The 26,442-nt window shown below is 70.6% G+C and carries 23 protein-coding genes; 11 read left to right on the forward strand and 12 right to left on the reverse strand.

From position 1 onward, the window contains the following. Window positions 1–5 precede the first annotated feature (5 nt). Both ACIBK3_RS27370 and ACIBK3_RS27375 read left to right on the forward strand, forming a co-directional pair. Window positions 6–1,289, forward strand: a complete 1,284-nt coding sequence (locus tag ACIBK3_RS27370; protein WP_399369707.1) for an adenylosuccinate synthase — start codon at window positions 6–8, stop codon at window positions 1,287–1,289. A 234-nt stretch (window positions 1,290–1,523) separates the two neighbouring features. Next, window positions 1,524–1,727, forward strand: coding sequence for a hypothetical protein (locus ACIBK3_RS27375; protein ID WP_399369709.1), 204 nt, complete (start codon window positions 1,524–1,526; stop codon window positions 1,725–1,727). A 378-nt stretch (window positions 1,728–2,105) separates the two neighbouring features. On the opposite strand, the gene ACIBK3_RS27380 is transcribed toward ACIBK3_RS27375, so the two are convergent. Next, entirely contained in the window at window positions 2,106–2,690 is a 585-nt protein-coding gene (locus tag ACIBK3_RS27380; protein ID WP_399369711.1) for a DinB family protein, read from the reverse strand. Window positions 2,691–2,921: 231 nt separating this feature from the next. Between ACIBK3_RS27380 and ACIBK3_RS27385 the strand changes: the two genes are divergently transcribed. Continuing rightward, window positions 2,922–3,605: an alpha/beta fold hydrolase gene (locus tag ACIBK3_RS27385; protein WP_399369712.1), complete on the forward strand. Its 684-nt coding sequence runs from the start codon at window positions 2,922–2,924 to the stop codon at window positions 3,603–3,605. Window positions 3,606–3,799: 194 nt separating this feature from the next. Here ACIBK3_RS27385 and ACIBK3_RS27390 read toward each other — a convergent pair whose 3' ends face one another. From ACIBK3_RS27390 to ACIBK3_RS27410, 5 genes are all read right to left on the reverse strand, one after another. After that, entirely contained in the window at window positions 3,800–5,539 is a 1,740-nt protein-coding gene (locus tag ACIBK3_RS27390) for an RICIN domain-containing protein (RefSeq protein ID WP_399369714.1), read from the reverse strand. A 50-nt stretch (window positions 5,540–5,589) separates the two neighbouring features. Further along, complete coding sequence (locus ACIBK3_RS27395; RefSeq protein ID WP_399369716.1) at window positions 5,590–6,351, reverse strand: carbohydrate ABC transporter permease; 762 nt, start codon at window positions 6,349–6,351, stop codon at window positions 5,590–5,592. A 167-nt stretch (window positions 6,352–6,518) separates the two neighbouring features. Further along, window positions 6,519–7,496 carry a carbohydrate ABC transporter permease gene (locus tag ACIBK3_RS27400; RefSeq protein WP_399369718.1) on the reverse strand — a complete coding sequence of 326 codons (978 nt, stop codon included), beginning with the start codon at window positions 7,494–7,496 and terminating at the stop codon, window positions 6,519–6,521. A 10-nt stretch (window positions 7,497–7,506) separates the two neighbouring features. After that, on the reverse strand, window positions 7,507–8,754 hold the full coding sequence (locus tag ACIBK3_RS27405) for an extracellular solute-binding protein (RefSeq protein ID WP_399369719.1): 1,248 nt from the start codon (window positions 8,752–8,754) through the stop codon (window positions 7,507–7,509). Between the two features lie 76 nt (window positions 8,755–8,830). After that, a complete protein-coding gene (locus ACIBK3_RS27410; protein WP_399369721.1) occupies window positions 8,831–10,756 on the reverse strand; it encodes a glycoside hydrolase family 127 protein in 1,926 nt (641 codons plus the stop codon). Window positions 10,757–10,974: 218 nt separating this feature from the next. On the opposite strand from ACIBK3_RS27410, the gene ACIBK3_RS27415 reads away from it, so the two are divergent. Then, window positions 10,975–12,012 carry a LacI family DNA-binding transcriptional regulator gene (locus ACIBK3_RS27415; protein WP_399369723.1) on the forward strand — a complete coding sequence of 346 codons (1,038 nt, stop codon included), beginning with the start codon at window positions 10,975–10,977 and terminating at the stop codon, window positions 12,010–12,012. A gap of 135 nt (window positions 12,013–12,147) precedes the next feature. Then, window positions 12,148–13,956, forward strand: coding sequence for a bifunctional metallophosphatase/5'-nucleotidase (locus tag ACIBK3_RS27420; RefSeq protein WP_399369724.1), 1,809 nt, complete (start codon window positions 12,148–12,150; stop codon window positions 13,954–13,956). 8 nt (window positions 13,957–13,964) lie between these two features. Here ACIBK3_RS27420 and ACIBK3_RS27425 read toward each other — a convergent pair whose 3' ends face one another. From ACIBK3_RS27425 to ACIBK3_RS27435, 3 genes are all read right to left on the reverse strand, one after another. Beyond that, window positions 13,965–14,615: a hypothetical protein gene (locus ACIBK3_RS27425; RefSeq protein ID WP_399369726.1), complete on the reverse strand. Its 651-nt coding sequence runs from the start codon at window positions 14,613–14,615 to the stop codon at window positions 13,965–13,967. Window positions 14,616–15,006: 391 nt separating this feature from the next. Continuing rightward, on the reverse strand, window positions 15,007–15,726 hold the full coding sequence (locus tag ACIBK3_RS27430) for a GntR family transcriptional regulator (RefSeq protein WP_399369728.1): 720 nt from the start codon (window positions 15,724–15,726) through the stop codon (window positions 15,007–15,009). Between the two features lie 142 nt (window positions 15,727–15,868). Continuing rightward, complete coding sequence (locus ACIBK3_RS27435) at window positions 15,869–17,227, reverse strand: aspartate aminotransferase family protein (RefSeq protein WP_399369730.1); 1,359 nt, start codon at window positions 17,225–17,227, stop codon at window positions 15,869–15,871. 249 nt (window positions 17,228–17,476) lie between these two features. Here ACIBK3_RS27435 and ACIBK3_RS27440 point away from each other — a divergent pair, with 249 nt between their 5' ends. Beyond that, window positions 17,477–20,083 carry a protein kinase gene (locus ACIBK3_RS27440; protein ID WP_399369732.1) on the forward strand — a complete coding sequence of 869 codons (2,607 nt, stop codon included), beginning with the start codon at window positions 17,477–17,479 and terminating at the stop codon, window positions 20,081–20,083. Window positions 20,084–20,178: 95 nt separating this feature from the next. Here the strand turns inward: ACIBK3_RS27440 and ACIBK3_RS27445 are convergent, their stop codons facing one another. Continuing rightward, window positions 20,179–20,931, reverse strand: a complete 753-nt coding sequence (locus ACIBK3_RS27445; protein ID WP_399369734.1) for an SLATT domain-containing protein — start codon at window positions 20,929–20,931, stop codon at window positions 20,179–20,181. Between the two features lie 271 nt (window positions 20,932–21,202). Between ACIBK3_RS27445 and ACIBK3_RS27450 the strand changes: the two genes are divergently transcribed. From ACIBK3_RS27450 to ACIBK3_RS27460, 3 genes are all read left to right on the forward strand, one after another. After that, the gene (locus ACIBK3_RS27450; RefSeq protein ID WP_399369736.1) at window positions 21,203–21,547 is read left to right on the forward strand and encodes a YbaB/EbfC family nucleoid-associated protein; all 345 of its coding nucleotides are present in this window, start codon (window positions 21,203–21,205) and stop codon (window positions 21,545–21,547) included. A 96-nt stretch (window positions 21,548–21,643) separates the two neighbouring features. Then, complete coding sequence (recR, locus tag ACIBK3_RS27455) at window positions 21,644–22,243, forward strand: recombination mediator RecR (protein WP_030667861.1); 600 nt, start codon at window positions 21,644–21,646, stop codon at window positions 22,241–22,243. After that, window positions 22,236–22,895, forward strand: coding sequence for a DUF5063 domain-containing protein (locus ACIBK3_RS27460; RefSeq protein WP_399369738.1), 660 nt, complete (start codon window positions 22,236–22,238; stop codon window positions 22,893–22,895). The genes recR and ACIBK3_RS27460 overlap by 8 nt, the downstream gene beginning before the upstream one ends. 111 nt (window positions 22,896–23,006) lie before the next feature. Here the strand turns inward: ACIBK3_RS27460 and ACIBK3_RS27465 are convergent, their stop codons facing one another. After that, entirely contained in the window at window positions 23,007–23,573 is a 567-nt protein-coding gene (locus tag ACIBK3_RS27465) for a TetR/AcrR family transcriptional regulator (protein ID WP_399369740.1), read from the reverse strand. Between the two features lie 126 nt (window positions 23,574–23,699). Here ACIBK3_RS27465 and ACIBK3_RS27470 point away from each other — a divergent pair, with 126 nt between their 5' ends. Together ACIBK3_RS27470 and ACIBK3_RS27475 are read left to right on the forward strand one after the other, a co-directional pair. Next, entirely contained in the window at window positions 23,700–24,815 is a 1,116-nt protein-coding gene (locus ACIBK3_RS27470) for a saccharopine dehydrogenase NADP-binding domain-containing protein (protein WP_399369742.1), read from the forward strand. A gap of 309 nt (window positions 24,816–25,124) precedes the next feature. Further along, on the forward strand, window positions 25,125–25,310 hold the full coding sequence (locus ACIBK3_RS27475; protein WP_399369744.1) for a hypothetical protein: 186 nt from the start codon (window positions 25,125–25,127) through the stop codon (window positions 25,308–25,310). Between the two features lie 59 nt (window positions 25,311–25,369). Here the strand turns inward: ACIBK3_RS27475 and ACIBK3_RS27480 are convergent, their stop codons facing one another. Beyond that, the gene (locus ACIBK3_RS27480; RefSeq protein ID WP_399369746.1) at window positions 25,370–26,416 is read right to left on the reverse strand and encodes a hypothetical protein; all 1,047 of its coding nucleotides are present in this window, start codon (window positions 26,414–26,416) and stop codon (window positions 25,370–25,372) included. Window positions 26,417–26,442 lie beyond the last annotated feature (26 nt).

Raw genomic sequence — 26,442 nt, forward strand, 5'->3', positions numbered from 1 at the left:
CGCGCGTGCCCGCACTTGTGCTGCTCGGTGCTCAGTGGGGTGACGAAGGCAAGGGAAAGGCAACCGACCTGCTCGGTGGCTCGGTGGACTATGTGGTGCGCTACCAGGGCGGCAACAACGCCGGCCACACGGTAGTCGTGGGCGATCAGAAGTACGCCCTCCACCTCCTCCCTTCCGGAATCCTCTCGCCGGGGTGCACCCCGGTCATCGGCAACGGAGTCGTCGTCGACCCGTCGGTCCTGCTCTCCGAGCTGAGCGGACTGAACGAGCGTGGCGTCGACACGTCCAAGCTCCTGATCAGTGGTAACGCCCACATCATCACGCCGTACAACGTCACCGTGGACAAGGTGACGGAACGCTTCCTCGGAAAGCGGAAGATCGGCACGACCGGTCGCGGCATCGGCCCGACGTACGCCGACAAGATCAACCGTGTCGGTATCCGCGTCCAGGACCTGTACGACGAGTCGATCCTGACCCAGAAGGTCGAGGCGGCCCTCGACGTCAAGAACCAGATCCTCACCAAGCTCTACAACCGGCGCGCGATCGCCGTGGACCAGGTGGTCGAGGAACTGCTGGTGTACGCCGACAAGCTCGCGCCGTACGTCGCCGACACGGTCCTGGTCCTCAACCAGGCCCTGGAGGACGACAAGGTGGTCCTCTTCGAGGGCGGCCAGGGCACGCTCCTGGACATCGACCACGGCACGTACCCCTTCGTCACCTCCTCGAACCCGACCGCCGGCGGTGCCTGCACCGGCGCCGGCGTCGGCCCGACGAAGATCAGCCGGGTCATCGGCATCCTGAAGGCCTACACGACCCGGGTCGGCGCCGGTCCGTTCCCCACCGAACTCTTCGACGAGGACGGCGAGGCGCTGCGCCGCATCGGCGGCGAGAAGGGCGTCACGACCGGCCGCGACCGCCGCTGCGGCTGGTTCGACGCGGTGATCGCGAGGTACGCGACCCGCGTCAACGGCCTGACCGACTTCTTCCTCACCAAGCTCGACGTCCTCACCGGCTGGGAGGAGATCCCGGTCTGCGTGGCGTACGAGATCGACGGCAAGCGCGTCGAGGAACTCCCGTACTCGCAGAGCGATTTCCACCACGCGAAGCCGGTCTACGAGATGCTGCCGGGCTGGTCGGAGGACATCAGCAAGGCCAAGTCCTTCTCCGACCTCCCGAAGAACGCCCAGGACTACGTCAAGGCGCTGGAGGAGATGTCCGGCGCCCCGATCTCCGCGATCGGCGTGGGCCCGGGGCGGAACGAGACGATCGAGATCAACTCGTTCATCTAGCAGTCAGCAGTCAGCAGTCAGCAGTCAGCAGTCAGCAGTCAGCAGTCAGCAGTCACCGTACGGCGGGCCGCCCTCGTGGGGGCGGCCCGCCGTACGTCACGCATCCGGCCACGTCGGCCGCAGGGCGTGACTAATCTGTCCGGGACAGCGGCGGACGAAAGCAGAGAGTGCCCTATGCCCATCCGGAAGCCCCCGACGGCACGCCGGCGGCGGCTTGGAGCTGAGCTTCGACGGATGCGCGAGCAGGTCGGGCTCTCCCTCACCGAGGCAGCCGCGCTGCACCGTGTGGACAAGACGGCCATCAGCGAACTCCCCTGCCCTGGCCCCCGCCGGGAACGCCGCGAGCTTGGCGGGAGCCGTGCCGTGGAGGACCCGGCGGATGTCATTGCCGAGATCAGGAAGATCCATGTGGACGCTGAGGTCGAGGCCGGGCTGTGACCGACTGAAAGTGGGACTACAACCCGAGCGAGGAGTATCTGACCGACGGCCATCCTGTCGGTGTGATCACCAGGTGGAGCGGATCGCCACCGAACTGGCCACGCTCGGACGTGACACCGAGACGGCGGGCAGCGGACCCGAGGACAAGCCCGGTGGGCTCAGGAACTTCCCCCTCTTCGGCGGACGCGCACTCGGTGCACACGGCCCGCTGGTCGCGCGGAGCGGTCCCGCCACCTTTCGGTCGAGCCGCGAACGACGGCAGTAACGGGGCGACCCGCCTCCAGAGCTCATCAGGAACCAGACGCTTCGACAGATCAGCACTCACGGCCGGCATCATGCCGCTCGAACATCAGGCATCACGTCGCGGGGGACAGTCTTCTATCGCTCGACTGATGCGGCCGATCTGGCGGCCTGCTCGATCTTCGCGCAGTGGGCGGTGCGGGCGTCCTCATCGATCTGTATCTCGTGTTCGGGGCGCATCCCGGTTCGGCCGTCCACGCCTTCGCGCAGGATGTCGGCGTGCCCGGCATGCCGGTTGGTCTCGCCGAGGACGTGGACCAGGATGGCGAACAGGTTCGTGTTGGCATAAGGCTCCGGCCACCACGGCACGTGGCCCGGGGCATCGAGGGCAAGCTCGTCGATCGTCGCGTCCGAGTGTTCCCACGTGCGCCGGTAGGACTCGATGATCTGATCGCGCGCCTCGTCCTCAGCCGCCCACAGATCGCTGCCGTCGTGGTCCTGCCACCGGGGCAGCGGTTCTGGGGACGGCCGGTCGAAGACCTCGCCCAAGTACCTGGCCTCGACGCCGGCCACGTGTTTGACCAGGCCGAGGAGGTTGGTCCCGGTCACTGTCAAAGGTCGGCGGGCGTCGTATTCGGACAGGCCGTCGAGCTTCCAGAGGAGCGCCTCGCGGTCCCGCCGCAGTCGCCCGTGCAGGGTGCCCTTCGCGAATTCATCGATCATGCGGCATGAGCCTGCCATGGGCTACTCGTGGCCTCAAGATCCCGTACGTGGACCGCAACGACCGGCAGTGCTGAAACCCGGCCACCACCGCCCCGAGCTACTGAAGAAGCTCGCGGAACAGTGACGATGGTGAAGAAGCGGGAGTCGATCACGCCCTGTTCCAAGCCCGTTGTCAGAGCCTCCCGATAGCGTGCCAGCGGCCAGATCCGACGCCTCTTCGGGAGAACTACCGTGGACATTCTGCTCATCGCCGGCCTGTGGCTCGACGGGTCCGCCTGGGACGACGTGGTACCCGAACTCACCGCGCTCGGCCACCGTCCCGTGCCGCTCACCCTCCCGGGCCAGGGCGACGGCACCGCCTCCGCGACACTTGGCGACCAGCTGGGAACAGTGCTCGCTGCGGTTGACGCGGCGCCCGGAAAGCCCCTGGTGGTAGGGCACTCCGCCGCATCGAGCCTGGCCTGGCTTGCCGCCGACGCGCGACCGGAGAAGGTAGCCAAGGTCGCCGTGATCGGCGGCTTCCCCGCTGCCGACGGGCGGGCCTACGCCGATCACTTCACGATCGAGGGCGGCGCCATGCCCTTCCCGGGCTGGGGCCCCTTCGAGGGCGCGGACGCCGCCGACCTGGACCAGGAGACCCGGGACCGCTTCGCGTCCGCCGCCGTTCCTGTCCCCGAGGCGGTAGCCAGAGGAGTCGTACGCCTGACCGATGAGCGCCGCTTCGACGTCCCCGTTGTGGTTGTCTGCCCTGAGTTCACTCCCGCCCAAGCCGAGGAGTGGATCGCCGCCGGTGAGAGTCCTGAGCTCGCCCGCGCTACCCACCTTGAGTACGTGGACCTCGACTCGGGTCACTGGCCGATGGCCACTCGCCCCCGCGAGCTCGCCCACGTCCTGGCGGAGGCCGCCAACTCCTAGCGGTGCTCGATCCCGGGGAAGACGAACAGCTGAGGGGTCCGCTCGATGCTGTGTCCGGCGGGGAGACGCGGCTCAAGCTGCTTGCACACCAGCTTCATGACGCGGGTGCAGTACCCAGACCGGGAAAGCCGCCGCTCACACGAGCGCGCCCCCGGCCGACAGCCAGGGGCGTACTCGTACCTACGGAGCCGGTCTCAGCGTGCGGTCAGTCTCCACAGGTGGTCCGCGGTGCCGTTGTCGGTCCACTGGAGGACCTGGGCGCCGGAGGAGGTGCTCATCTGGTCGACGCCCAGCAGCAGGCCGCTGTTGTAGTTGGCGATCTTGTAGTTGCCGTCGGGGGTCGGGATCAGCTGCCAGAGGTGGTCGGCGGTTCCGTTGTCGCCCCAGATCAGGGCCGTGCCGCCGTCGGCGGTGCTCATCGTGTTGATGCCGAGCAGCAGACCGCTCTTCTGGTTGACGATCTTGTACAGGCCCGAGCCGGCGGCCGCCAGGGTCCAGTTCTGGTCGGTGCCCGTGGTGGACGTGGCCTGGACGACCGAGGCGCCCTGGGCGGTGCCCGCGTTCAGGGTGTCCAGGGCGAGGCCGCTGTTCTTGTTGGTGATCTGGTAGCGCCCGGCGAGTGAGGTGTTGGTGCCGCTCGGGGTGATCACCAGGTGGTAGCCGTCGGTGGCGTTCATCGTGACCGGCACGGTGACGGAGCCGCCCGAGACCGCGTAGTCCGCGTCGGAGATGGTGATCGGGCCGGGGGAGGCGGTGGTGCGGCCGGTGCCCGGGGAGTACTCCAGCTTGACGTGGACCGTGCTGCCGAACGCCGACAGGGAGGAGAGGCCGTTGACGGTCACCGCGCAGGAACCGGCGCAGCCGCCCGCGATGACGCTGATCTGGTTGCCCGCGCTGTTGCGGGAGGCGAGGCCGTCGATGCCCGTTGTCGCCGGGGGCGTGGTGACCAGCATGTTCCCCGACATGTCGCCGTACCACTTGTACGTCCAGTACGAGCCGTTGGGCGAGGCGCCGGTGTCGGTGAGCGTGTCGCCGAGGGTGCCGTAGTGGTTCCAGAAGGCGAGTTCGGCGTCCCGGACACCGGCTCGCTCGAACTTGGCCGCGTAACCGATCAGGGCGCCGGAGTTGCCCATCTCCGACGGCGTTCCGTACTCCTCGATCGCGATCGGGCGCGGGCTGATGCCGAGGCTCGACTCCAGGGACCGGTACGCGGAGACGTGCGCCGCGATGTCCTTGCTGCCGTTCAGCTCATGCCAGGCGATCACGTCGGGAACGGTACCGCTCGCCTTGGCGTCGGTGAGGAACGAGCTGAACCAGGATTGGTTCCACGCCGAGTAGCTCGGGCCCTGGATCGGGGTTGTTGTGTCCTTGGCACGGACCTCCTTGTACGTCCGTGCCCAACCCGCGTCGAAGGCGCCCGCGTTGGTGGTGTCCCAGGTCCAGTCCGGTTCGTTCCACAGCTCGTACGCGCTGATGTTGGTGGCGCCCGACGCCTGCACGGAGGCGACCTGCTTGTCCACGGCGGACAGCCAGTCGGACCAACTCACCCACTTGTACGGGAAGTTCGGGTACCAGTCCGGCATGCGGACCACCACCTTCGCCCCCGCCCGTGCCGCCTTCGGCGCTACGACGAGGGCGTCGCCGGCGGGACGGGGCTCGCCGTTGGGCAGCTGGCTGCCGCCCGGGGCCATCTGCACGAAGGTGTTCGGCTTGAGGGCGCTGACCAGGCTGTCGGACGGGGTGGACGCGTCGGCGAGGCCGTAGAGGCTGCCGGTCGCGACATGGGTGACCGGGCGCAGGGTCTGGTTGGCGTTGACGACCAGGGTGGTGGCGGAGGTGGGCACCGCCTCGGCCGGGGCTCCGGTGGTGAGGGCGGCGGTGGCGCCCAGGACGGCGACGCCCAGGACGGTGGTCAGGGTTCTTGTGCGGCTCATGACAGGGGGTTCTCCTCGAAGGAGGGAAGGGGGAGGGAGGGGGAGGGGCGTCAGTCCTTCACCGCGCCCGCGGTGACACCCGCGGCCACGTAACGCTGGGCGAGGACCAGCAGCACCGCCGCGGGGACGGAGGCGACGACGGCGGTGGCCATGATCGCGTTCCACTCCTGGTTGTTGTTGCCGATGTACTTGTAGATGCCGAGGGTGATCGGCCTGAGGTCGCCGCCGCCGTCGAGGGTGTTGGCGAAGACGAAGTCGGACCAGGCCCACAGGAAGCTGAAGAGCGAGACGGTGACGACGGCGTTGCGGCTCACCGGCAGGACCACCGACCAGAACGTGCGGAAGGCGCCGGCGCCGTCGATCCGGGACGCGGCGATCAGCTCGCCGGGGATTCCGGACATGAACGCGGTGAAGATCATGACGCCGAAGGGGACGGCGATGGTGGAGTCCGCGATGATCAAGCCCCACCAGGAGTTCAGCAGGCCGGCGTCGAGGAAGATGCCGTAGAAGCCCATCGCCATGACGATCCCGGGGATCATCTGGGCGACGAGGAGGAACAGGCCCAGGGCTCCGCCGCCCAGCGGGCGCAGTTTCGCCAGTGCGTAGCCGGCCGGGGCGGCGAGGACGAGGGTGAGGGCGACCGTGCCGGCGCCGATGAGCAGGCTGGTGCCGAGATAGGGCATCTGGTCGTCGAGAACGGCCCGGTAGCCCTCGAAGGTGGGGTGCAGCGGGAGCAGGTCGGGCGGGGTCTTGCGCATGTCCTGCTGCGGGGTGAGGGACACGTTGAGCATCCAGTACACCGGGAACAGCATCAGCGCGGTGAGGGCGAGCCCGATGACGGTGTACCGGCGGGTACCCGGGCGACCGGTGTTCCGGCGGGTACCCGGGCGACCGGTGTTCCGGCGGGTACCCGGGCGACCGGTGTTCCGGCGGGTACCTGGGCGGCCTGTGTACCCGCGGGAACCCGTACGACGCGACTTCACGCTTCCTGCCTCCTCTGGCCGGACTGGACGCGGATGTACAGCAGGCCGAAGACGAGGGCGATGAGGATGAGGATGTTGCCGACCGCCGCTCCCGGGCCGAACTTGGGCAGCAGGGTGCCGAAGCCGAGCTGGTACGACCAGGTGGCGAGGGTGGAGGAGGTGTCGCCCGGACCGCCCTTGGTCATGATCCAGATCAGGTCGAACACCTTGAGGGTGTAGACGAGCCCGAGGAGCAGCGTGATCGCCGACACCGGTCGCAGCAGCGGGAACGTGATCCGGCGGAACTGCTGCCAGGGGCTCGCCCCGTCCAGGGACGCCGCCTCGTACAGCTCGCCGGGGATGTTCTGCAGTCCGCTGTAGAGGATGACCAGGTTGAACGGGATGCCGATCCAGATGTTGGCGATGATCACGGAAGTCAGCGCCCAGTCGGGTGAGGTGAGCCAGCCGACCGGGCCGACGCCGGCCAGACCCAGGGCGTAGTTCACCACTCCCGACTCGCTGTTGAGCATCCACGACCACGTCGACGCCGAGACGATGAGAGGCAGCAGCCACGGGATGAGGAACAGGGCGCGGAGCGTGGGCGCCAGGCGGAAGTGCCGGTTGAAGAAGACCGCGAGGGCGAGGCCGATGACGTACTGGAAGGCGATCGACACGAAGGTGAAGACCATGGTGTGGCGCATCGCCGGGCCGAAAGTCGGGTCGTCGAGCACCTTCTGGAAGTTGTCCCAGCCGGAGAACGGCGCGTCCCCCGCCACGAACGACCGGACGGTGTAGTCGCGCAGGCTCAGGTCGAGGTTGCGGTAGAGGGGATAGACGTAGAACGCGGCGAGGTAGGCGATCAGCGGGGCGACGAAGGCGAGGGCGGTCAGCCGCCGCCTGCGCCGCGCCCGACGCCGTAGCGGCTGCGTGTCCGGCCCGCTCGCCTGCGACACCGCGGAGACCCGCGGACGGTCGACTCGGGCGGCGATGGTCATGGTGAAAGTCCTAGCCCTTCTCGGCGCTCGACTGGGCGGTGGCCAGGGCGTCCTTGGGGCTCTTGCCGCCGGACAGGGCGGACTGGACGGCGGTCCACATCGGCTGGGAGATGGTCGGGTACTTCGAGCCGAGGCCGCCGCTGGTGCGGCCGCGGGCCGCGGCGACCGCGTCCACCCAGGGCTTCAGCTTCGCGTTCGCCGCGACCTGCTTGGCCTGTACGGCGGCCGTCGGCGCGATGTACGTCAACGTCGTGTCCGTCGCCAGCAGGTTGGTGTCGTTGGTCAGACACCCGACGATCTTCTTGGTGACGTCGTAGCGCGCGGTGTCCTTCTGCACGGGGACGGTGACGAACTCGCCGCCGGTCGGCACCGGTGCCGAACCCCCCTTCTGCGCGGGGACGTTGATGACGCCGTAGTCGAAGCCGGCCTTCTCGGCGTTGCCCAGCTGCCAGGTGCCGTTCTCGCCGAACGCGTAGTCCCCGGTGGCGAACTCCTGCCAGCTGGTGGTCTGCGTGTTCTGCAGGACGTCCTTGGGGGCCAGTCCGCCGTCCACCCACTGCTTCCACAGCGTCAGCGCCGCCACGCCCTTGTCGGAGTCGAGCTTCTTCAGGTCCCCGCCCGCGCCCCAGAACCACGGCAGGAACTGGAAGCTGCCCTCCTCGGTGTTGATCGCGGAGAAGGTGATGCCCTTCTTCCCGGCCGCCTTGACCTTCTGCAGGGCGGCGGTCAGGGACGTCCAGTCCTTGATGGAGGCGGGGTCCACGCCGGCGGCGGAGAGGACCTTCTTGTTGTAGTAGAGGGCGAGGGTGTTGGCGCCGATCGGGACGCCGTACGACGCGTCGTCGATGGTGCCCGCCCCGATGATGTTCTTCTGGATCGCCTTGGTGTCGAGGCCGAGGTCGCTCGTCTTGTTGAGGATCCCCGCCTCGACGAGTGTGGACACGACCGGGTTGTCCACCAGCATCACGTCGGGCGCGTTGCCCTGCTGGGCCGCGAGCAGCGCCTTGTTGCCGAGGTCGGTGGTGTCGTACGCGGTGCGCTTGACGGTCACCCCGGCCTTCTTGCCGCAGTCGGTGACGAGCTTGCCCCACGGGGAGGACGCGTCGAACTGCGGGTACGGGTCCCAGAAGGTGTACGTCCCTCCGGACGCGTCGGTGGAGCCCGACCCGTCGTCGGAGCCGCCTGAGCAGGCGGTGAGGGAGGCGAGGGTGCCGACGGCGGCGAGCGCGGCCAGGAGGGTACGGCGGGTGGGTATCACGGGGTGACCTCGTTGTCGTGAGTGCTCTCGGGGGCGGACGGATGTGGAGGAGTGGGCGGCCGGACCCGCGTGGATGTCAGGAGGTGGGCAGCCAGACGCGCATGCTGCCGTCCTCGCGGTTGGCCCAGGCGTAGTAGGGGACGGCGGTCAGCTCGACGGGCTCGCCGTCGTGGTGGGATGCCTCGTCGGCGGGGGCGTACGGCCACCAGCCCGGGTCCGGGAGGTGGCGCCGCCGGCCCGCCGCCACCACCGTGGTGACACCGCCGAGCAGGTCCGGGCGGTGCTTCACGGCGAGCGGGCGGGAGGTGTCGAGGACGATGTCGTCCAGGCCGCCCCCCGGGTGGTCGACCTGCTCCAGGCAGTACACGAGCGGCCCGCGCTCGATGGCCACGCAGCCGCGTACGGCGTCCACCCGGGGGTCGGCCGCGGTGAGCCGGGGTTCCAGGCCCAGCTCCAGGACGACCCGGTCGCCGGGCGCCCAGGTCCGCTCCAGCCGCAGCCAGCCGTCGGTCACCGGACCCTCGTACGTCTCCTGGCCGCACCGCACCCGGAACTCGCGGCACCACTGCGGGATGCGCAGGGAGAGCGTCCAGGGACGGTCGGCGGGGGTCTCCTCGACGGTGAGGGCGACGGTGCCGTGCCAGGGGTAGTCGGTCTCGCCCCGGACCGTGATGCCCTCGCCGGTGTAACGGCCGGTGACGTACTGGTGGATCTGCAGGCCGTCGTCGTCGGCGCTGGCCAGGTAGTGCTCCAGGGAGGCGAACAGCCGCATCACGTTGGGCGGGCAGCAGGCGCAGCGGAACCAGCGGGTGCGGCGGGCCGACTGGTCGCCGCCGGGGTCGGTGTGGCCGTCGCGGACCTGGAGCGGGTTGACGTACAGCCAGCGCTCGCCGTCCAGCGACACCCCGGCCAGGAAGCCGTTGAACAGGGTGCGTTCGATCAGGTCGGAGTAGCGGGCCTCGCCGGTGAGCAGGGCCATCCGCCAGCTCCACTGGACCGAGGCGATGGCGGCGCAGGTCTCGCAGTAGGCACGCTCGTTGGGCAGTTCGTACGGGTCGCCGAAGTCCTCCTCCTCGTGGTGGGCGCCGAGCCCGCCGGTGAGGTGGGTCTTCGTGGTGGTCATGGCCTGCCACAACCGCTCGGACGCGGCCCGCAGTTCGGCGTCCCCGGTCTCGGTGGCGAGATCGGCGGCGGCGGCCAGCAGGTACAACTGCCGTACGGCGTGGCCCTCGACGTTCGTCGCCTCGCGCAGCGGGACGCGGTCCTGGCAGTAGGCCTCGCCGCCGAGCAGGCCGTGGCCGTGCCGGTCGACGAAGTAGGCGGCGAGGTCGAGATAGCGGCGCTCGCCGGTCTCCCGGTACAGCTCGACCAGGGCGGTCTCCACCTCGGGGTGGCCGTCGATGCCGTCGATGGGTTTCCCGCTGCCGGGCGGGCCGAAGACGGAGTCGACGTGGTCGGCGAACTTCCTTGCCACGTCGAGGAGTTCGGGGCGGCCGGTGGTGCGGTGGTGGGCGACGGCGGCCTGGATCAGATGGCCCGCGCAGTACAGCTCGTGTCCCCAGCGCAGGTCCTGGTAGCGCTCGCCGTTCTTGACCAGCTGGAACCAGGTGTTCAGGTAGCCGTCGGGCTGCTGGGCGGCGGCCACGAGGGCGATGATCCGGTCGACGTCGGCCTGGAGTTCTCCGGCCGGTTCGTGGCCGAGCTGCCAGGCCGCCGCCTCCAGCCACTTGTAGACGTCGGTGTCGACGAAGGGGTACCCGCCCTTGAACTCGCCCTCCACCGCCCCATCCGACAGCGCCTGCTGTGCGGACGCGGCGAGCCGCAGGTTGTGCAGGTTGCCCGCGGACTCCAGCAGTCCGGGGCCCTGCGGAACGGAGGTACGGGCGTTGACCTCGCGCCGGATGTGCCACAGGCCGTCCTCGATGACGGTGACGGCGGGACGCAGCGCGGCACGGGCGTCCGGGCCGAGGCGGACCGGGCCGGCGGGGGAGGGGCGGGGCATGGCTCTCCGGGGGTCGGGGAAGCGGATGCGGGCAACCGCGGTGGCGGCTTGTGCTGAGCAAGTGAGCAATCGTTTTCTTGATGGGAAAGTAGAGGGGAGACGACAAGTCGGGTCAAGAGGCGCGGCAAGAGATTTTTCAACTTTCCCAAGGGTTGGCACTCGACTCCGCCGCCTGTCACGATGGTGAGCGCCGATCTCACAAAGGAAAAGGTTTGCTCGTGACCCACGCCGCTGGTGCTCCAGGCTCTCCCCCCGCCGGCCGGGCGAAGCTCGCCGACGTCGCCGCCCTCGCGGGCGTCAGTGTGGGAACGGCGTCGAAGGCGCTCAGCGGCGCCGGCCGGATGCGCCCGGAAACCCGCCAGCGGGTCCTCGACGCGGTGGCGGAGCTCGGCTTCCGCCCCAACCAGCACGCCCAGAGCCTGCACACCGGCCGCAGCTGGACGGTCGGCCTGATGACCACGGACGGCATCGGCCGCTTCAGCACGCCGGTGCTGCTGGGCGCCGAGGACGCGCTCGGCGCCGGCAAGATCTCCGTCCTGCTGTGCGACACCCGGGGCGACGCGATCCGGGAACAGCACCACCTGCGCAACCTGGTGGACCGCCGGGTCGACGGCATCATCGTCACCGGCCGCCGCACGGACCCGCGCCCCCCGCTGACGGGCATCACCGGCCTCGAGTCGGTCCCGGTGGTCTACGCCCTCTCGCCCTCCACCGACCCGGCCGACACCTCGGTGATCTCCGACGACAGGGGCGGCGCCCGGCTCGCCGTCGAGCACCTGCTGTCCGCCGGCCGCACCCGGATCGCCCACGTCACCGGCCCCGAACACCACGCCGCCGCCCGCGACCGGGCCCGGCACGGGCTGGAGCACCTGGAGGGCGCGGGGTTCGGTCTGTCCACCGGACGCGTCCACTTCGGCGAGTGGAGCGAGGCCTGGGGCCGCCGCGCCGCCGACGCCGTCCTGCGCACGGCACCCGACACGGACGCGTTCTTCTGCGGCAACGACCAGATAGCGCGCGGGGTCGCCGACACGCTGCGGGAACGCGGGGTGACCGTCCCCGAGGACATCGCGATCGTCGGCTACGACAACTGGGACACCATGGCGCTGGCCTCGCGCCCGCCCCTGACCACCATCGACATGAACCTCGCGGAGATCGGCCGTATCGCGGCGCTGCGGCTGCTGGAGGCGATCGACGAGAGCCTGGCTCCGGGGGCGCACACGGTGCCGTGCCGGCTGGTGGTGCGCGAGTCGACGTGAGCCATGGGCTTACTTGACCTGCTCATGGTCAACTCCTGGTTCTCGGCGGGGGCGGGCACGGCCATCATCTACGCGTGTAGCCCGTCAGCCCGCCGGCTCGCCCGTCGCCCCTCCCACCCCGCCCCAGGAGACCGCATGCCCGTCAGTCCCATGAACCGCCGTGAGTTCGTGCAGAAGTCGGCCGTCACCGGTGCGGCCGCGGCCGTCGCCGGAGCCGTCGGCGCCGGCAGCGCCGAGGCAGCCGAACGCGCCCCCCAACACACCCCCCGCACCTGGTCGTTCTCCATCCTGGGCACCACCGACCTGCACAGCCACGTCTTCGACTGGGACTACTACCTGGACAAGGCCTACTCCGACAGCAAGGGCAACTCCGTCGGTGTCGCCCGGGTCGCCACGCTCATCAAGCAGCAGCGCGCGGCCAAGGGCGAGGAGCACGTGCTGCTCGTCGACGCCGGCGACATCATCCAGGGCACCTCACTGGCGTACTACTTCGCGCGCGTGCAGCCCATCACCGGCGAGGGCGCGCCGGAGCACCCGATGGCCGTCGCCATGAACCACATGCGCTACGACGCCGCCGCCCTCGGCAACCACGAGTTCAACTACGGCATCGAGGTGCTCAGGAAGTTCGAGAGCCAGTGCCGCTTCCCGCTGCTGGGCGCCAACGCCCTGGACGCGAAGACGCTGAAGCCCGCCTTCCAGCCGTACACCGTGAAGCGGATCTGTGTGCCGGGCGCCCCCGACATCAAGGTCGGCGTCCTCGGCCTCACCAATCCCGGAATCGCCTTGTGGGACAAGGACAACGTCAGCGGGAAGATGGTCTTCCCCGGCCTGGTCGAGCAGGCGAAGAAGTACGTGCCCCGGCTGCGCGCGCTCGGCTGTGACGTCGTCTTCCTGACCGACCACTCGGGGCTCGACGGTTCCTCGTCGTACGGCGACGAGCTGCCGTACGTCGAGAACGCCTCGAACCTCGTCGCCCAGCAGGTCCCCGGCATCGACGCGATCCTGGTCGGTCACACCCACGTCGAGGTGCCGTCGTACACGGTCAAGAACGAGGAGACCGGCGAGGACGTCCTCCTCTCCGAGCCGTACTGCTGGGGCTACCGGCTCAGCGTCTTCGACTTCGAGCTGGAACTCGTACGCGGGCAGTGGAAGGTGACCAAGAAGACCGCCCGGACCCTGAATCCCAACACGGTCGACGAGGACCCGGAGATCAAGAAGCTCCTGGAGGCCGACCACGAGCTGGTCGTGAAGTACGTCAACACGCCCGTCGGCACCTGCACCGAGGACCTCTCCGCGGCCGAGTCCTGCTGGAAGGACGTCCCCATCATGGACTTCATCCACCAGGTCCAGACGGACACCGTCAAGGCGGGCCTGTCGGCCTCCGACGCGGCCCTCCCGCTGATCTCGGTCGCCGCCCCCTTCTCCCGCACCGCCGACATCCCCGCGGGCAGCGTCACCATCAAGGACATCGCCGGGCTCTACATTTACGACAACACCCTTTACGGCAAGAAGCTCACCGGCGCCCAACTCAAGGACTACCTGGAGTACGCGGCGAAGTACTACCACCGGGTGCCGGCGGGCACGGCCGTGGACACCTCGACGCTGACCAACGCCAACAGCTTCTGGGACTACATGTACGACACCGCCGCGGGCGTCTCGTACGACATCGACATCGCCCAGGCGGAGGGCTCGCGGATCAAGAACCTGGCCTACAACGGGACTCCCGTCACCGACGACCAGGTCTTCGTCGTCGCCGTCAACAACTACCGCGCCAACGGCGGCTCCGGCTACCCGCACATCGCCGCCGCCGACATCGCGTACAGCTCGACGAACGAGATCCGCCAGCTGATGATCGACTACGTGACCGGCAAGGGCACGCTCGACCCGGCCGACTTCGCGGCCACCAACTGGAAGCTGACGCAGGACGGGACGCCCGTGTTCTGAAACCGGGGTCAGCTGAAGACGATCATCGATCCCTGCGCCAGGCTCCGGGTCGCCGCCGCGTGCAGGCCCAGCCAGACGTGGCGCTCCCGGGCGAAGGGGCTCGGGTCGTAGGGAGCGGGTACGGCGGGCTCCTCCAACTCCGTGGGCCCGCACGGGGGTTCGGGGGCCGCCGGGGGGTTGGCCGGATCGATGCCGATGGTCGGGGCCACGAACTCCAGTTCCCGCAGCAGGCTGTGGGAGGAGCCCAGGGGGCCGCCGCCCGCGAGGAGTTCCTCGTTGGCGAGGGGGTGCGGGAAGTCGACGGGGACGTACGCGCCCGCGTGGTCGTAGTGCCAGACCAGGTGCGACTGCTGGGCCGTCGTCTCGAACATCTCCAGCAACTGCTCGTAGTCGCCGCCCAGTTCGTCCACCGGCGTCACCGGCAGCTGGCAGACCTGGAGCAGATAGGCGCGGCGCAGGAAGTGCAGCGCGTCGTAGTCGAAGCCGGCCACCGGGGCGACGTCGCCGGACAGGCCCGGCATGTACTGGTACACCGGCACCGGCGGCAGCCCGGCCTCGGCGAGCACCTTGTTGTATTGCGCGAGTTCCTCGGCGAACGGGTTGTCCGGGGTGTGGCACAACACGTCGACGAGCGGCACCAGCCACAGGTCACAGGCCAAAAGACAGCTCCTCGGTTGCTCGCGGCGCACGGTGGCGGTCGCACGTTGGTGGTCGCACGTTGGTGGTCGCACGGTGGTGGTCACACGTGGTCCAGGCAGGGTAATCGGTACGGCACTCGGTCGGCTCCTCCCGCGCGACTTCCGATCTGTCCCGCCTCGCTCGGTCCGGCGCGGCTCGCTCGGTCCGGCTCGGTTCGGTCCGGTTCGGCGGTTCGCCCGGCTTGACTGGTGCAGGACCCATACCCGTACCGGCAACGCTCACCCGGCCGTCGGCGCGGTCCGGCGAATTCCGGCCTGTCAGTCGCCTCGGTCGGCCGGATCTGCCGGCCGGGTCGTCAGCCTGGCCGATCTGGCTGACCGATCTGCCGGCCGGATCGATCAGCCGGATCGATCACCCGGATCGGTCAGGCCGGTCAGTTCGGCCCAAGCGCTCGATCAGCGCCAGGGAGTGGGTGTTGTACGCGGCGACGATCGTCCGGGCGGTCTCGATGTCGCGCTGGGCGAGGGCGTCCACCAGCTCGCCGTGCCCGGCCCAGAGCCGGCCGCGCAGATCGGTCAGCGCCCGCAGGTGCTGCACGGTGCACACCCAGGTCTGCACGCGTAGCCGGTGCAGGAAGTCGGCGAGGTAGGGGTTGCCGAACAGGGCGCTCAGCTCGCGCCAGAAGCGCAGGTCGTAGCCGATCAGAACGGTGACGTCACCGGCGTTCGCGGCCCGCTGCGCCTCCTCGCCCCGCCGCCGTACCCCCGAAACCGCGGCCGCCGTACGGGGGTCGTCGAGGTTCCGGTACCCGAGGTGGCCGCTGTCCAGTGCCTGGAACATCCCGTCGGTGACGAGGCTGCGGGCCTCGATCATCCCGCGGTAGTCCTCGACCGAGTACTCGTGCACGCTGAAGCCCCGGTGCTGGTCGGCTTCGAGGAGGCCCTGCGCGGAGAGGTCGACCAGAGCCTCGCGTACCGGTGTGGCGGAGACGCCGTACTGGTCGGCGATCTCCTTCACCGTGAACTCCTGCCCCGCCTGGAGCCGCCCGGCCAGCACCTCGTCGCGAAGAGCGTCGGCGATCTGCTGCCGCAGGGTGCTGCGGGTCACGGCGCCGGTGCCGCTGGTGGGCATGGTCGGGGCGTCTCCCTCGTCGCATTCGGGTGGCGTACACGTACATGTCTACGAGCACGCCACCTTACGCGTTCGAGTCGCCCCGGTACCTGCTGTCTACACCCTGCTGCCCGGGCGACGGTGCGTACACGCTGGTGAGCGCCTATTTCTCGGTGTACTCGTCCGCCACGGCCAGCGCGGTGTCCAGCGCCGCCAGCCCCTCCTTCAGCTCCGCCTCGCTCACGTTGCACGGCGGCACCACATGCGTCCGGTTCATGTTGATGAACGGCCAGAGCCCCTGCTTCTTCGCGGCGGCCCCGAACGCGGCCATCGCGGCGTTCGCCTCGCCCGCCGCGTTGTACGGCACGAGCGGCTCCCGGGTCTCCCGGTTCCTCACCAGCTCCACGGCCCAGAACATGCCGACGCCCCGCACCTCGCCGACCGACGGATGCCGCTCTGCCAGTTCCCGCAGCGCGGGCCCGACGACGTCCGTCCCGAGCCGGGCGGCGTTCTCCACGACCCCCTCCTCGGCCATGACGCCGAGCGTCGCGACGGCCGCCGCACACGCCAGCGGATGGCCCGAGTACGTCAGTCCGCCCGGGTACGGCCGCCTGGCAAAGGTCTCCGCGATCGCCCCGGAGATCGCCACACCGCCGAGCGGCACATACCCGGAGTTCACGCCCTTCGCGAAGGTCATCAGGTCGGGCACGACGTCGAACAGGTCCGCCGCGAACCACTCGCCGGTCCGCCCGAACCCCGCCATGACCTCGTCCAGGACGAAGACGATCCCGTACCGGTCGCAGATCTCCCGCACCCCGGCCAGATAGCCCGGCGGCGGGACCATGATCCCGGCCGTCCCCGGGATCGTCTCCAGGATGATCGCGGCGATGGTCCCGGGGCCCTCGAAGGCGATCGTCGTCTCCAGGTGCTCCAGCGCCCGCGCGCACTCCTGCTCCTCGGTCTCGGCGTAGAAACGGGACCGGTAGAGGTAGGGCGCCCAGAAGTGCACGACACCGGCCGAGGCGCTGTCCGACGCCCAGCGGCGCGGGTCGCCGGTGATGTTCACGGCCTGCTGCGTACCGCCGTGGTACGAGCGGTACGTCGACAGCACCTTCGTCCGCCCCGTGTGCAGCCGCGCCATCCGCACGGCGTGCTCCACGGCGTCGGCCCCGCCGTTGGTGAAGAAGATCTTGTCCAGGTCGCCGGGCGTCCGCTCGGCGATCAGCCGCGCCGCTTCCGAGCGCGCCTCGATGGCGAACGCGGGCGCGAAGGTGGTCAGGCGCGCGGCCTGCTCCTGTATCGCGGCGACGACCTTCGGGTGCTGGTAGCCGATGTTCGTGTAGACGAGCCCGCTGGAGAAGTCGAGGTACCGCTTGCCGTCGTAGTCCCAGAAGTACGACCCCTCCGCGCCGGCGACGGCGAGCGGGTCGATGAGCTCCTGCGCGGACCAGGAGTGGAACACATGCGCACGGTCCGCGGCCTTCACGGCGGCGCCGGCCTCGGGGTCTGGCTGAGGGGTCATGCGCCCGAGCGTAGGTGTCCGCGACGCGGAAGCGGTATCGGCGACCTGTCTGTGGACGGGGGGTTTCCGCGACAGGTTGTCGAAGCCGGCGCGCCAGGGAGGTACGGGTTCCGGAACGGCTGCCCAAGGTGCTCGATCAGTGGGCGTTCCTGTTACGGAACCGTAGACAACGCCCAGCTCACCGCGCGGTGGGGCCGCACTATCCTCGGTCTGTCGCTCACGTGCGGGCGGGGGGAAGGCGGCGCAACGATGGAGAATCTGGGGTCCGGGGATCCGCAACGGATCGGCGCGTACCGGCTGTTGGCGCGGCTCGGCGCCGGCGGCATGGGCCAGGTGTACCTCGCCCGGTCGGACCGGGGGCGCACGGTCGCCGTGAAGCTGGTGCGGGAGGAACTCGCCGCGCGGGACGAGTTCCGGGCCCGCTTCCGGCAGGAGGTGCAGGCCGCGCGGCAGGTCGGCGGGTACTGGACGGCGCCAGTGCTGGACGCGGACACCGAGGCCGCGGTGCCCTGGGTCGCCACGGGGTATGTCGCCGGGCCCAGCCTCCAGCAGATCGTCAGCCATGACCACGGGGCGCTGCCGGAGCGTTCGGTACGCATCCTGGCGGCGGGGCTGGCGCACGCGCTGGGGGACATCCACGCGGCCGGCATCGTCCACCGCGACCTCAAGCCGTCCAACGTGCTGATCACCATCGACGGCCCCCGCGTCATCGACTTCGGCATCGCGCGGGCGCTGGAGACGGTGACCGACGGCGGCCTCACCCGCACCGGCGCCCTCGTCGGCTCACCGGGCTTCATGGCCCCGGAACAGGTACGCGGCGACCGGATCACCCCGGCCTGCGACATCTTCTGCCTCGGCTCCGTCCTCGCCTACGCCGCCACCGGCAGACTGCCCTTCGGCACGGCCAACAGCGGCGTGCACGCCCTGATGTTCCGCATCGCCCAGGAGGAACCCGACCTCACCGGCGTCCCCGAGGGCATCGCCGATCTGGTCCGCCTCTGCCTCAAGAAGGACCCGGCCGCCCGCCCGACCCTCACCCGCGTCCTGGACCACACGGGCGCGGAGGACACGGTCTCCGGGGGCCGTGCGCGCGATCCCTGGCTGCCGGGCGCGTTGGTGGCCCAACTGGGCCGGCACGCGGTGCGGTTGCTGGAGACGGAGGATCCGGAGGGGGTGGGGACCGGGGCGGGGGCGGCTTCGGGTTCGGGGTCGGGGTCGGGTTCGGGTGTGGCTGGGGATGCGGGTTCGGGGAGATCTTGGGGTCCGGGGGGCGGTCCGGCCGGTTCTGCCGGTGCTGCTGGTCCCGCCGGTGCTGCTGGGTCCGCTGGGTCCGTCGGGTCGGCTGCTCCCGCCGGTTCTGTAGCGTCCGCTGCTTCCGCCGGCTCCGCCGGTTCGGCTGGTTCTGTCGGTGGGGCACCCTCCGCCGGGCAAGGGAGTGGCGCCGGTTCCGCCGGGCAGCCGCCGGCCGGGGCGCAGGCGCCGGTCGAGGGACAGGCGGACGGCTCGCGTGGCACCGAGCAAGCGGACGCCGAAGGAGTCCCGGACGGGGCTTCGGACGCTTCGCCCGGCGCCGTCGCGGGGCACTCGCCCGGTCCCGCCCCGGGGCACTCTCCTGGCGCCTCGCCCGCTGTCCCCACGGGCTCCGCTCCCGTCTCGCCCGGGCCTTCCGCAGGGCACCGGGCTGCCGCCTCGCCCGGGTCTTCGGTCGGACACCCGGCTGCTGTCCCACCCGGGTCGTCGCCAGAGCACCCGCCCCCCGCCCCGTCCGGGCCTTCAGCGGGCGGCCCTGCCGCCACCTCGCCCGCTGCTCCGACGGACCCCGCTCCCGTCCCGGCCGGGTCTTCCGCGGGCCACCCGCCCGCCATCTCGCCCGAGCATTCCCCCACCGGCGACGAGTCCGAGCCGGGCCCGCCCGTGCCCGGGCAGCCCGGCAGCGGGGTCCGGATGGATCACCTGCCCACCATCGTCGCAGGCCAGGCCGGTCACACGCCCCCGCCGGGCACTCCAGGACACCCGTCCGCCGCACCCCCCGCCCACCCGGCCTACGGCTACCCGCAACAGCACCCGCAACCCTCGGCGTACGCCTACCCCCAGCAACCCGGAACCGGCGCCCCCGGCGCCACACCGCCGTACCAGCAGTACGGTCAGTACGACCAGCAGGGCCAGTACGGCCAGTACGGCCAGTACGGCGGCCTGGGGCAGACCCCGCCCTACGGGCCGTCGCCCGCCGCGCCCACCCCGCCCCACGGCCCCGCCGACCCCCAGGATCCGCGGAAGAAGTCCCGCTCCACCGTCGTACTCGTCGTCGTCGCCCTGGTCGTCGCGCTGGCCGCCGGCGGCTCCGTGTACGCGCTGCTCAACGGCGGGGACGACGACCAGGCGGGCGGCACCCCGACCTCCGGCCCCACGGCGACCGCTCCCGCCACTCCCGGTCGGAGCACCCCCGAGCAGCAGCCGTCGCCCACTCCCTCGGAGCCGACCCCCTCGGGGTCGCCGTCGGACGGGGCGATCCCGGCCGACTACCTCGGCACCTGGACCGCCACGATCGAGAACGCCGACGGTCTGCACACCCGCGAACTGACACTCCGGCAGGGCGAGGTGGGCGACACGGTCCTGTCCCTCGTCGCCGACGGCCCCACCGCGAACGGCACCTACCACTGCGTCTTCCAGGCGGATCTGACCCAAGCACCAGGCGCGGACGGCATATTGGGCCTCGGCCCGTCCTCAGTCACCAGCGGCGAGCCACGCTCGTCCTGTGCCCCGGGAGCGCCGACCTCGATCATGCTGCTCCCGGACGGCACCCTCCAGCGCACGGACTCAGGAACGGACAAGGCACTGACGTACACCCACAAGTGACCGCACAGGCAAGCGAGCGCACCCGCCAGTGACCCCACCGGCCAGTGACCGCACCGGCAAGCCTTTCTCCGGTCGCTCCCGCCCCGGCCAAGCCCTCACCTGGGCTCAGGCGGCCGCTGGCGAGGCATGTTCGGGCGGGCGCCGGCCCCCGGTGGCAGCGGGAACCGCCCCGGCCCCGCTGTCCCCGACTCCTGCCGCTGCTGCACCATCCCCGCCGACTGGACCCCCAGCGGTGCCGCGCCCAGCCGGAACTCGACCATCCAGTCCGCCGTCTCCACCCGTACCAGCTCGGTCACGTCCTCCGAGAACCGGCGCAGTACGCTCAGGCACCGCTCCGCCGCCTCGCCGGCCGTGCCCTCCGCCGGGCCCAGGACCTCCCGTACGCTCTCCGACGCCCAGTCGAACTGCAGCGCCTGGAGCCGTCGCTGTACGGCCTGTGCCGTGGCCACGTCCCTCATCCAGCCGGAGGTCACCCCGAAGAACCGGTCGCCGGCCACGCACGCCACACCGAGCAGCAGCGCCAGGTACCCCCAGGGCGCGACCCCGCCCACCACGCCCGTCATGTCCAGCAGCGGCAACGCGGCCCCCGCCACAGCCCCGCCCGCCGCGCCCGCCCGCAGCACACGCGCACCCCGCCGCTTCCACACGCGGTCCGCGAGATACCAGGCCGCGGTCTCCAGCGCCCCGCGCTCCACCCACCGGTACAGCTCGTTCAGCCGTTCCGCGGGCTCGCCCCAGTCGCCGAGCGGAAACTCCCGCCCGGTCAGGTCGCCCGGCCGCAGCTCGGCCGCCCCCTCGCCCCGCCCGTCCTGAGGCGGACCCTCGGGCTGCATCTCCGGCTGACCCACCCGGCACTCCCTACCTGATCCCGACCGATCGCGCTGTGTGACCACATATGTGCCCACGCGCAACTCTTACTACCTCCCAATGGGTGGCGAAGCCCCGGGTTTCGTATTTTTTCCGCCCGGAAGCGCGCCTTGATCAGGTGGAGGACTGACGGCCCACTCACTCGAAAGAGTGCTGGGGCGACGGCCGCACAGACCACGTAGGCTCGTGCTGAACGGGAAAAGCCGAACGGGAAAGCTGAACGGGAAAAGCGTCCCGAAGAAGGAGCTGATCGTGATCCCCGGTGGTGGCCAGCCCAACATGCAGCAACTGCTGCAGCAGGCCCAGAAGATGCAGCAGGACCTGGCGAACGCGCAGGAGGAACTGGCGCGGACCGAGGTCGAGGGCCAGGCCGGCGGCGGTCTGGTGAAGGCGACGGTCACCGGCGCCGGCGAGCTGCGCGCGCTGAAGATCGACCCGAAGGCGGTGGACCCCGAGGACACCGAGACCCTCGCCGACCTGATCGTCGCGGCGGTCCAGGCGGCCAACGAGAACGCGCAGACCCTCCAGCAGCAGAAACTCGGCCCGCTGGCGCAGGGACTGGGCGGCGGCAGCGGCATTCCGGGCCTGCCGTTCTGATCCGCCGTAATCCGTGGCCTGGCCCGCCTTTCTAAGACGGGCACCGGCCAACTACCGTACGGACGAGAAGAACCCCCAGGAAGGACGGGCAGTCCGTTGTACGAAGGCGTGGTCCAGGACCTCATCGACGAGCTCGGGCGGCTGCCCGGCGTCGGTCCCAAGAGCGCGCAGCGGATCGCCTTCCACATCCTGCAGGCGGAACCCACGGACGTACGGCGTCTCGCGCAGTGCCTGATGGAGGTCAAGGCGAAGGTCCGCTTCTGCGCGACCTGCGGCAACGTGGCACAGGAAGAGCTGTGCAACATCTGCCGCGACCCCCGCCGCGACCTGTCGGTGATCTGCGTGGTGGAGGAGCCCAAGGACGTGGTCGCCATCGAGCGCACCCGTGAGTTCCGCGGCAAGTACCACGTCCTCGGCGGCGCCATCAGCCCGATCGAGGGCGTGGGCCCGGACGACCTGCGGATCCGGGAGCTCCTGGCCCGCCTGGCCGACGGCACGGTCACCGAGCTGATCCTCGCCACCGACCCCAATCTCGAGGGCGAGGCGACGGCCACGTACCTTGCCCGCATGATCAAGCCCATGGGCCTCAGGGTCACCCGCCTGGCCAGCGGCCTCCCGGTGGGTGGCGACCTGGAATACGCGGACGAGGTGACCCTCGGCCGCGCCTTCGAGGGGAGACGACTCCTAGATGTCTGACGCCACGCTGCACGCGACCGCCCAGAACCCCGACGACTTCGCGGTCCAGATCGCGGACCAGGTGGGGAGCTTCCTGGTGGCCGTCACGGAGGTCGCGAAGGGCGACGAGCCGGACTCGGCCGTCCCGTTCCTCCTCCTGGAGGTCTCCCAGCTGCTCCTGGCCGGGGGCCGCCTCGGCGCCCACGAGGACATCGTCCCCGACGAGCGCTACGAGCCCGACCTGGGTCCGGAGCCGGACGCGGACGAGCTGCGCGAGAACCTCGCCCGTCTGCTGGAGCCGATCGACGTCTACTCGGAGGTCTTCGACCCCTACGAGCCCCGTAAGGCCCCGGTCCCCGCCCGGATCTCCGACGACCTCACCGGCGTCATCACCGACCTCCGCCACGGCATGGCCCACTACCGCGCAGGCCGCGTCACGGAGGCCCTGTGGTGGTGGCAGTTCTCCTACTTCTCCAGCTGGGGCTCCACCGCCTCGGCGGCCCTGCGCGCCCTCCAGTCCGTCGTCGCGCACGTGCGGCTGAACCAGCCCCTGGCGGAACTCGACGGCCTCGACACGGACCAGTCTGTCGGCGACGACACCCTGGAGTTCGAGGCGGGCCGCGTCATGGCGGAGGAGATCGGCGGCCCGCTGGGGATGCAGGCCGGGAAGTAGCCCGTCAGCACGGCGTTCATCTCCGCCGTTGCCGCAGGTCGCCCCGGAGCTTGAGCCCCGGTGCGGGTGCAGGTGCGCTCAACTGGGCGCGGCAGTGGGCGGACGTTCTTCTCACGTCGCGGCGAGGGTGGCTCGCAGTTCGTCGGTCACCGTGTGCAGGCAGCTGCCGAAAGTCGCCTGGCCTTTGCCCTCGATCCAGTGCCGGAAGGCGTTCTGGAAGACCATCGTGGCGAGCTGCGCGACCAATTCGGCTGTCTCGGCCTTCACCTGACGTTGCTTCAGAGCATCGCGGATCGCCTCGGTGATCGCGACCGCCTTGGTCCGTTCGCGCTCCTGCAACTCCGGGCTGGCGTCGATCACCGCCCGGCGCTCCGTCGCGCCGTCCACTTGCTCGACGAGTTGGGCACCGACTCGCGCAAGCGCGTCGAGGACAGCAGCGAGCGGGGCCGCGTCCGGGTCTGCCGCCAGGACCGCCTCCGCGAGTGCCGGGGGCAGGCGTTCCGAGCCGGCGAACAGGACCTCGCGCTTGTCCGGGAAGTAGCGGAAGTAGGAGCGCCGGGTGAGTCCGGCCCGCTCGGCGATATGGGTCACCGTCACGTTGTCGTAGCCATGCTCCAAGTACAGCTCCAGAGCCGCCCGCTTCAGGCGCTCCTCGGCACCCGGATCCCACCTCGCCATACGTCGACGGTAACAGGTGATGTCCCACTGTGTCATCAGTGCTAGCCTGCGCCCACGACACACTGTGTCATCACTGGGGCACACCCGTCCCCGGTGCGGCCCGGAGCAGGCAGGGGTGACGTTCACATGACGCAGACCAGCGAGACCGACGGAACGGCCGGCAAGAGCAGGGCGAACGACGAGGTGTGGATAGTCGGGGCCACCGGCCGTGTCGGCCGAGGCGTGACCGCGCGACTGCTCGCGCGGGGACTGGCGGTCGTGCCGGTCGGCCGCAGCCGGGAGCGGATGGTCGCCGCCGGGACCGAAGCCGGTCTGCCTGGGGACGCGAAGGTGGTCATCGCCGACTCGGCTGAGCGGGTCGCGGACGAGATCGTCCGGGAGCGCCCGCGGGTGGTGGTGAACACGATGGGCGCCTTCGCCGCCACAGCACCAGTGATCGCCCGTGCCTGCATGCCGGGCGGCCACTACGTCGACCAGGCCAACGACGTGGTCGCCGTGGACCGGCTGCTCGCCCTGCACGACGAAGCGGTGCGGGCGGGCAGCACCCTGGTCACCGGCGCCGGATTCGGCGTGCTGGCGACGGAGGCGGTGGTAGCGAAGCTGTGCGAAGGACGTCCCACGCCGCACCGGGTTCGGGTCGACGCGGTGGCCTCGGTGGCCGTCGAGGCGGGTGTGCTCGGTACCGCCCTTGCGGCCACCATCGTGGACGGGCTCACCGCAGGCGGGCGGCAGTACGAGAACGGGCGGCTGGTGACGGCGCGCCTCGGCGCGGACCCGCAGCAGCTCATGTTCCCGGACGGTGAGTCGGCGACGTCGGCAGGTGTCGCGTCCGGCGAGCTCCTCGCGGCGCATGCGGTGAGCGGAGCACCATTCGTCACCGCGACTTCGGCGCTCGTGCCGACCGCTCCGCTGATACGTGTCCTGCTCCCGCTGCTCGGCCGCCTGCTGTCCGTTCCGACGCTGCGACGCCTCGCCGTCGACCAGCTGGGCCGGGCCCCGGTGAAGGCCGCACCCCGCCCGCGCGAGCACTCCTGGGGGCACGCCGTCGTCGAGTGGGCGGACGGCACCCTGCACGAGGGATGGCTCTGCGCCGGCGACGGCATGGACTTCACGGCCGACGTCACCGCCACCGTCACCGAACTGCTGGCCCGCGGCGTCGGCAGGCCCGGGGCCTGGACGCCGGCAGCCGCCCTCGGGACCGACCTTGCGACGACCGCGGGCGGCACCTTCGTACTGGACTGAAGAGCGCCGATACCCGCCGCCCAGCGGCCGCCGGGACCTCGGCGAGTGCGTGGGCCTCGACCGGGCACAAGGCCCTGGCGACGGCGGGTCCGGCGGTCTGACAGGGCCTGCTCACCACCACCCAAGTGACATCTGCCATGGTCCCGCCCCTTTCAGGGGGTGTAGCGCGCTACACCTCCGGTTCGGGAGAGCACTCCCTCGTGGCGGGACTCGCGAAACGGAATGGTTGAGGTCACAAGGTCGCACAGGGCCGCACCAGGTCTCCGGCCCTCACTGGCCCGAACTGGCCCTCAACGCAAGGAAACCGTCATGAAGTCGCTGCTCGCCTCCAAGCCCGTCCTCTGGTTCCTCTTCCTGTTCAACCTGGTCGTCGCCGCGGCGGCTCCGTTCGTCGTCGACGGCACCCAGGGCGTCATGACCGCCGTCGGCATGGGCGTCGCATCGCTCGGGGCCGGCGTCGGTCTGGTGCGGGGACGGAGCGCGGACGCCGCGTGACACGGCGGGCACACACCGGACATCGGCTGAGCCCTGTCTCCGCCCTTCACTGGATCAGGTCACTGGATCAGGTCCATGTGCGGATGGTCCGGCGATACCGGGCAGACGTGGAGTTGCAGGTCATAGCCCCGGGCGAGGTCGAGCATGGTGAAGTTCGCCGGTGGGGTGCCGGGGGGGAGCGGCGTGGGATCGGCCTGTTCCTCTTCGGGGGCCCAGCTTTCGGTGCCGTCGTCCCATTCGGTGGAGGCGATCGTCAGCAGCGGGTCCATCGCGGTGCCGCATTCGGGGCAGAGCCTGGGCATGGGGTCGGTGAGGCCCCAGCGGGTCCAGCCGCCGACCTTCCAGCCGGGGGCATGGGACAGCCGCTCCCAGTAGAACTCGTCCGGGGCGGCCGCGTACGCGCTGTCCACCGCTGCTCCGGCCGCCTCCCACGCGCTCAGGTCCCCCAGCTGCTGCTGCAGCTCCTTGCTCAACTCCATGAAGTTGGGGTACTCGGTGACCTCCTCGGGTTCGAGCAGGCACGGCTCCGGCAGATAGCCGGGGAACTGGATCGCGGGTGGCTCGGGCGGTGCGTCGAGTACGTCGGTGACCTCGGCGGCGGACCGCCAGTACAGCGCGGTCCTGGGGTGCGCCGGGTGGTCGAAGGGGCACCACAGCACCTGGAGCAGATCGGCCTCGCTCTGCCCGGGCGGGCGCAGCAGGGGGATGTCCCGTACGTACAGCTGGGCCACGGGAAGCATGGCGATCGGGCCCTCGGGCCACGGGCGTCCGGCCTTGATCCGCTGCTCGGTCGCCAGCTCCTCGGGCGTGGCCGCGGGTGCCTGAGGATCGCGGCGCTGCCGGTCCGCGGCCGCCGCCCGGTTGCGACGCAGGAGCCGTACGTCGTCGGGCGAAAGGGCCGCGTTCACCCGGTCCCACACGTGCGGGCCTTCGCAGTGCGGCCACGGCTCGTCGGCGGGCCACAGCAGCGGCCCGCCGACGGAGCTGTCGTGCGCTGACGGGGACCCGGGAAGAGGATGCAGCCGGGTCGCCGTGCGTGCCAGCGGGGCCAGTTGAGGGAAGAGCGCGGCGACGTCGAGCGGCCGCGGCGGGGTGGTGCGACTCATACTGGCTCCCGAGGGCACGAACAGGG

The sequence above is a fragment of the Streptomyces sp. NPDC050287 genome, from assembly GCF_044459385.1.
GTDB lineage: Bacteria > Actinomycetota > Actinomycetes > Streptomycetales > Streptomycetaceae > Streptomyces.

What these genes read in the sequence shown, in the direction of transcription:
- ACIBK3_RS27375 (WP_399369709.1), top strand. Translation starts at nt 1,524, where the DNA reads ATGCGCGAGCAGGTCGGGCTCTCCCTCACCGAGGCAGCCGCGCTGCAC.
- ACIBK3_RS27380 (WP_399369711.1), bottom strand. Translation starts at nt 2,690, where the DNA reads ATGATCGATGAATTCGCGAAGGGCACCCTGCACGGGCGACTGCGGCGG.
- ACIBK3_RS27390 (WP_399369714.1), bottom strand. Translation starts at nt 5,539, where the DNA reads ATGAGCCGCACAAGAACCCTGACCACCGTCCTGGGCGTCGCCGTCCTG.
- ACIBK3_RS27395 (WP_399369716.1), bottom strand. Translation starts at nt 6,351, where the DNA reads ATGCTGTTCCCGGTGTACTGGATGCTCAACGTGTCCCTCACCCCGCAG.
- ACIBK3_RS27400 (WP_399369718.1), bottom strand. Translation starts at nt 7,496, where the DNA reads ATGACCATCGCCGCCCGAGTCGACCGTCCGCGGGTCTCCGCGGTGTCG.
- ACIBK3_RS27410 (WP_399369721.1), bottom strand. Translation starts at nt 10,756, where the DNA reads ATGCCCCGCCCCTCCCCCGCCGGCCCGGTCCGCCTCGGCCCGGACGCC.
- ACIBK3_RS27420 (WP_399369724.1), top strand. Translation starts at nt 12,148, where the DNA reads ATGCCCGTCAGTCCCATGAACCGCCGTGAGTTCGTGCAGAAGTCGGCC.
- ACIBK3_RS27430 (WP_399369728.1), bottom strand. Translation starts at nt 15,726, where the DNA reads ATGCCCACCAGCGGCACCGGCGCCGTGACCCGCAGCACCCTGCGGCAG.
- ACIBK3_RS27435 (WP_399369730.1), bottom strand. Translation starts at nt 17,227, where the DNA reads ATGACCCCTCAGCCAGACCCCGAGGCCGGCGCCGCCGTGAAGGCCGCG.
- ACIBK3_RS27440 (WP_399369732.1), top strand. Translation starts at nt 17,477, where the DNA reads ATGGAGAATCTGGGGTCCGGGGATCCGCAACGGATCGGCGCGTACCGG.
- ACIBK3_RS27460 (WP_399369738.1), top strand. Translation starts at nt 22,236, where the DNA reads ATGTCTGACGCCACGCTGCACGCGACCGCCCAGAACCCCGACGACTTC.
- ACIBK3_RS27465 (WP_399369740.1), bottom strand. Translation starts at nt 23,573, where the DNA reads ATGGCGAGGTGGGATCCGGGTGCCGAGGAGCGCCTGAAGCGGGCGGCT.
- ACIBK3_RS27470 (WP_399369742.1), top strand. Translation starts at nt 23,700, where the DNA reads ATGACGCAGACCAGCGAGACCGACGGAACGGCCGGCAAGAGCAGGGCG.
- ACIBK3_RS27475 (WP_399369744.1), top strand. Translation starts at nt 25,125, where the DNA reads ATGAAGTCGCTGCTCGCCTCCAAGCCCGTCCTCTGGTTCCTCTTCCTG.
- ACIBK3_RS27480 (WP_399369746.1), bottom strand. Translation starts at nt 26,416, where the DNA reads ATGAGTCGCACCACCCCGCCGCGGCCGCTCGACGTCGCCGCGCTCTTC.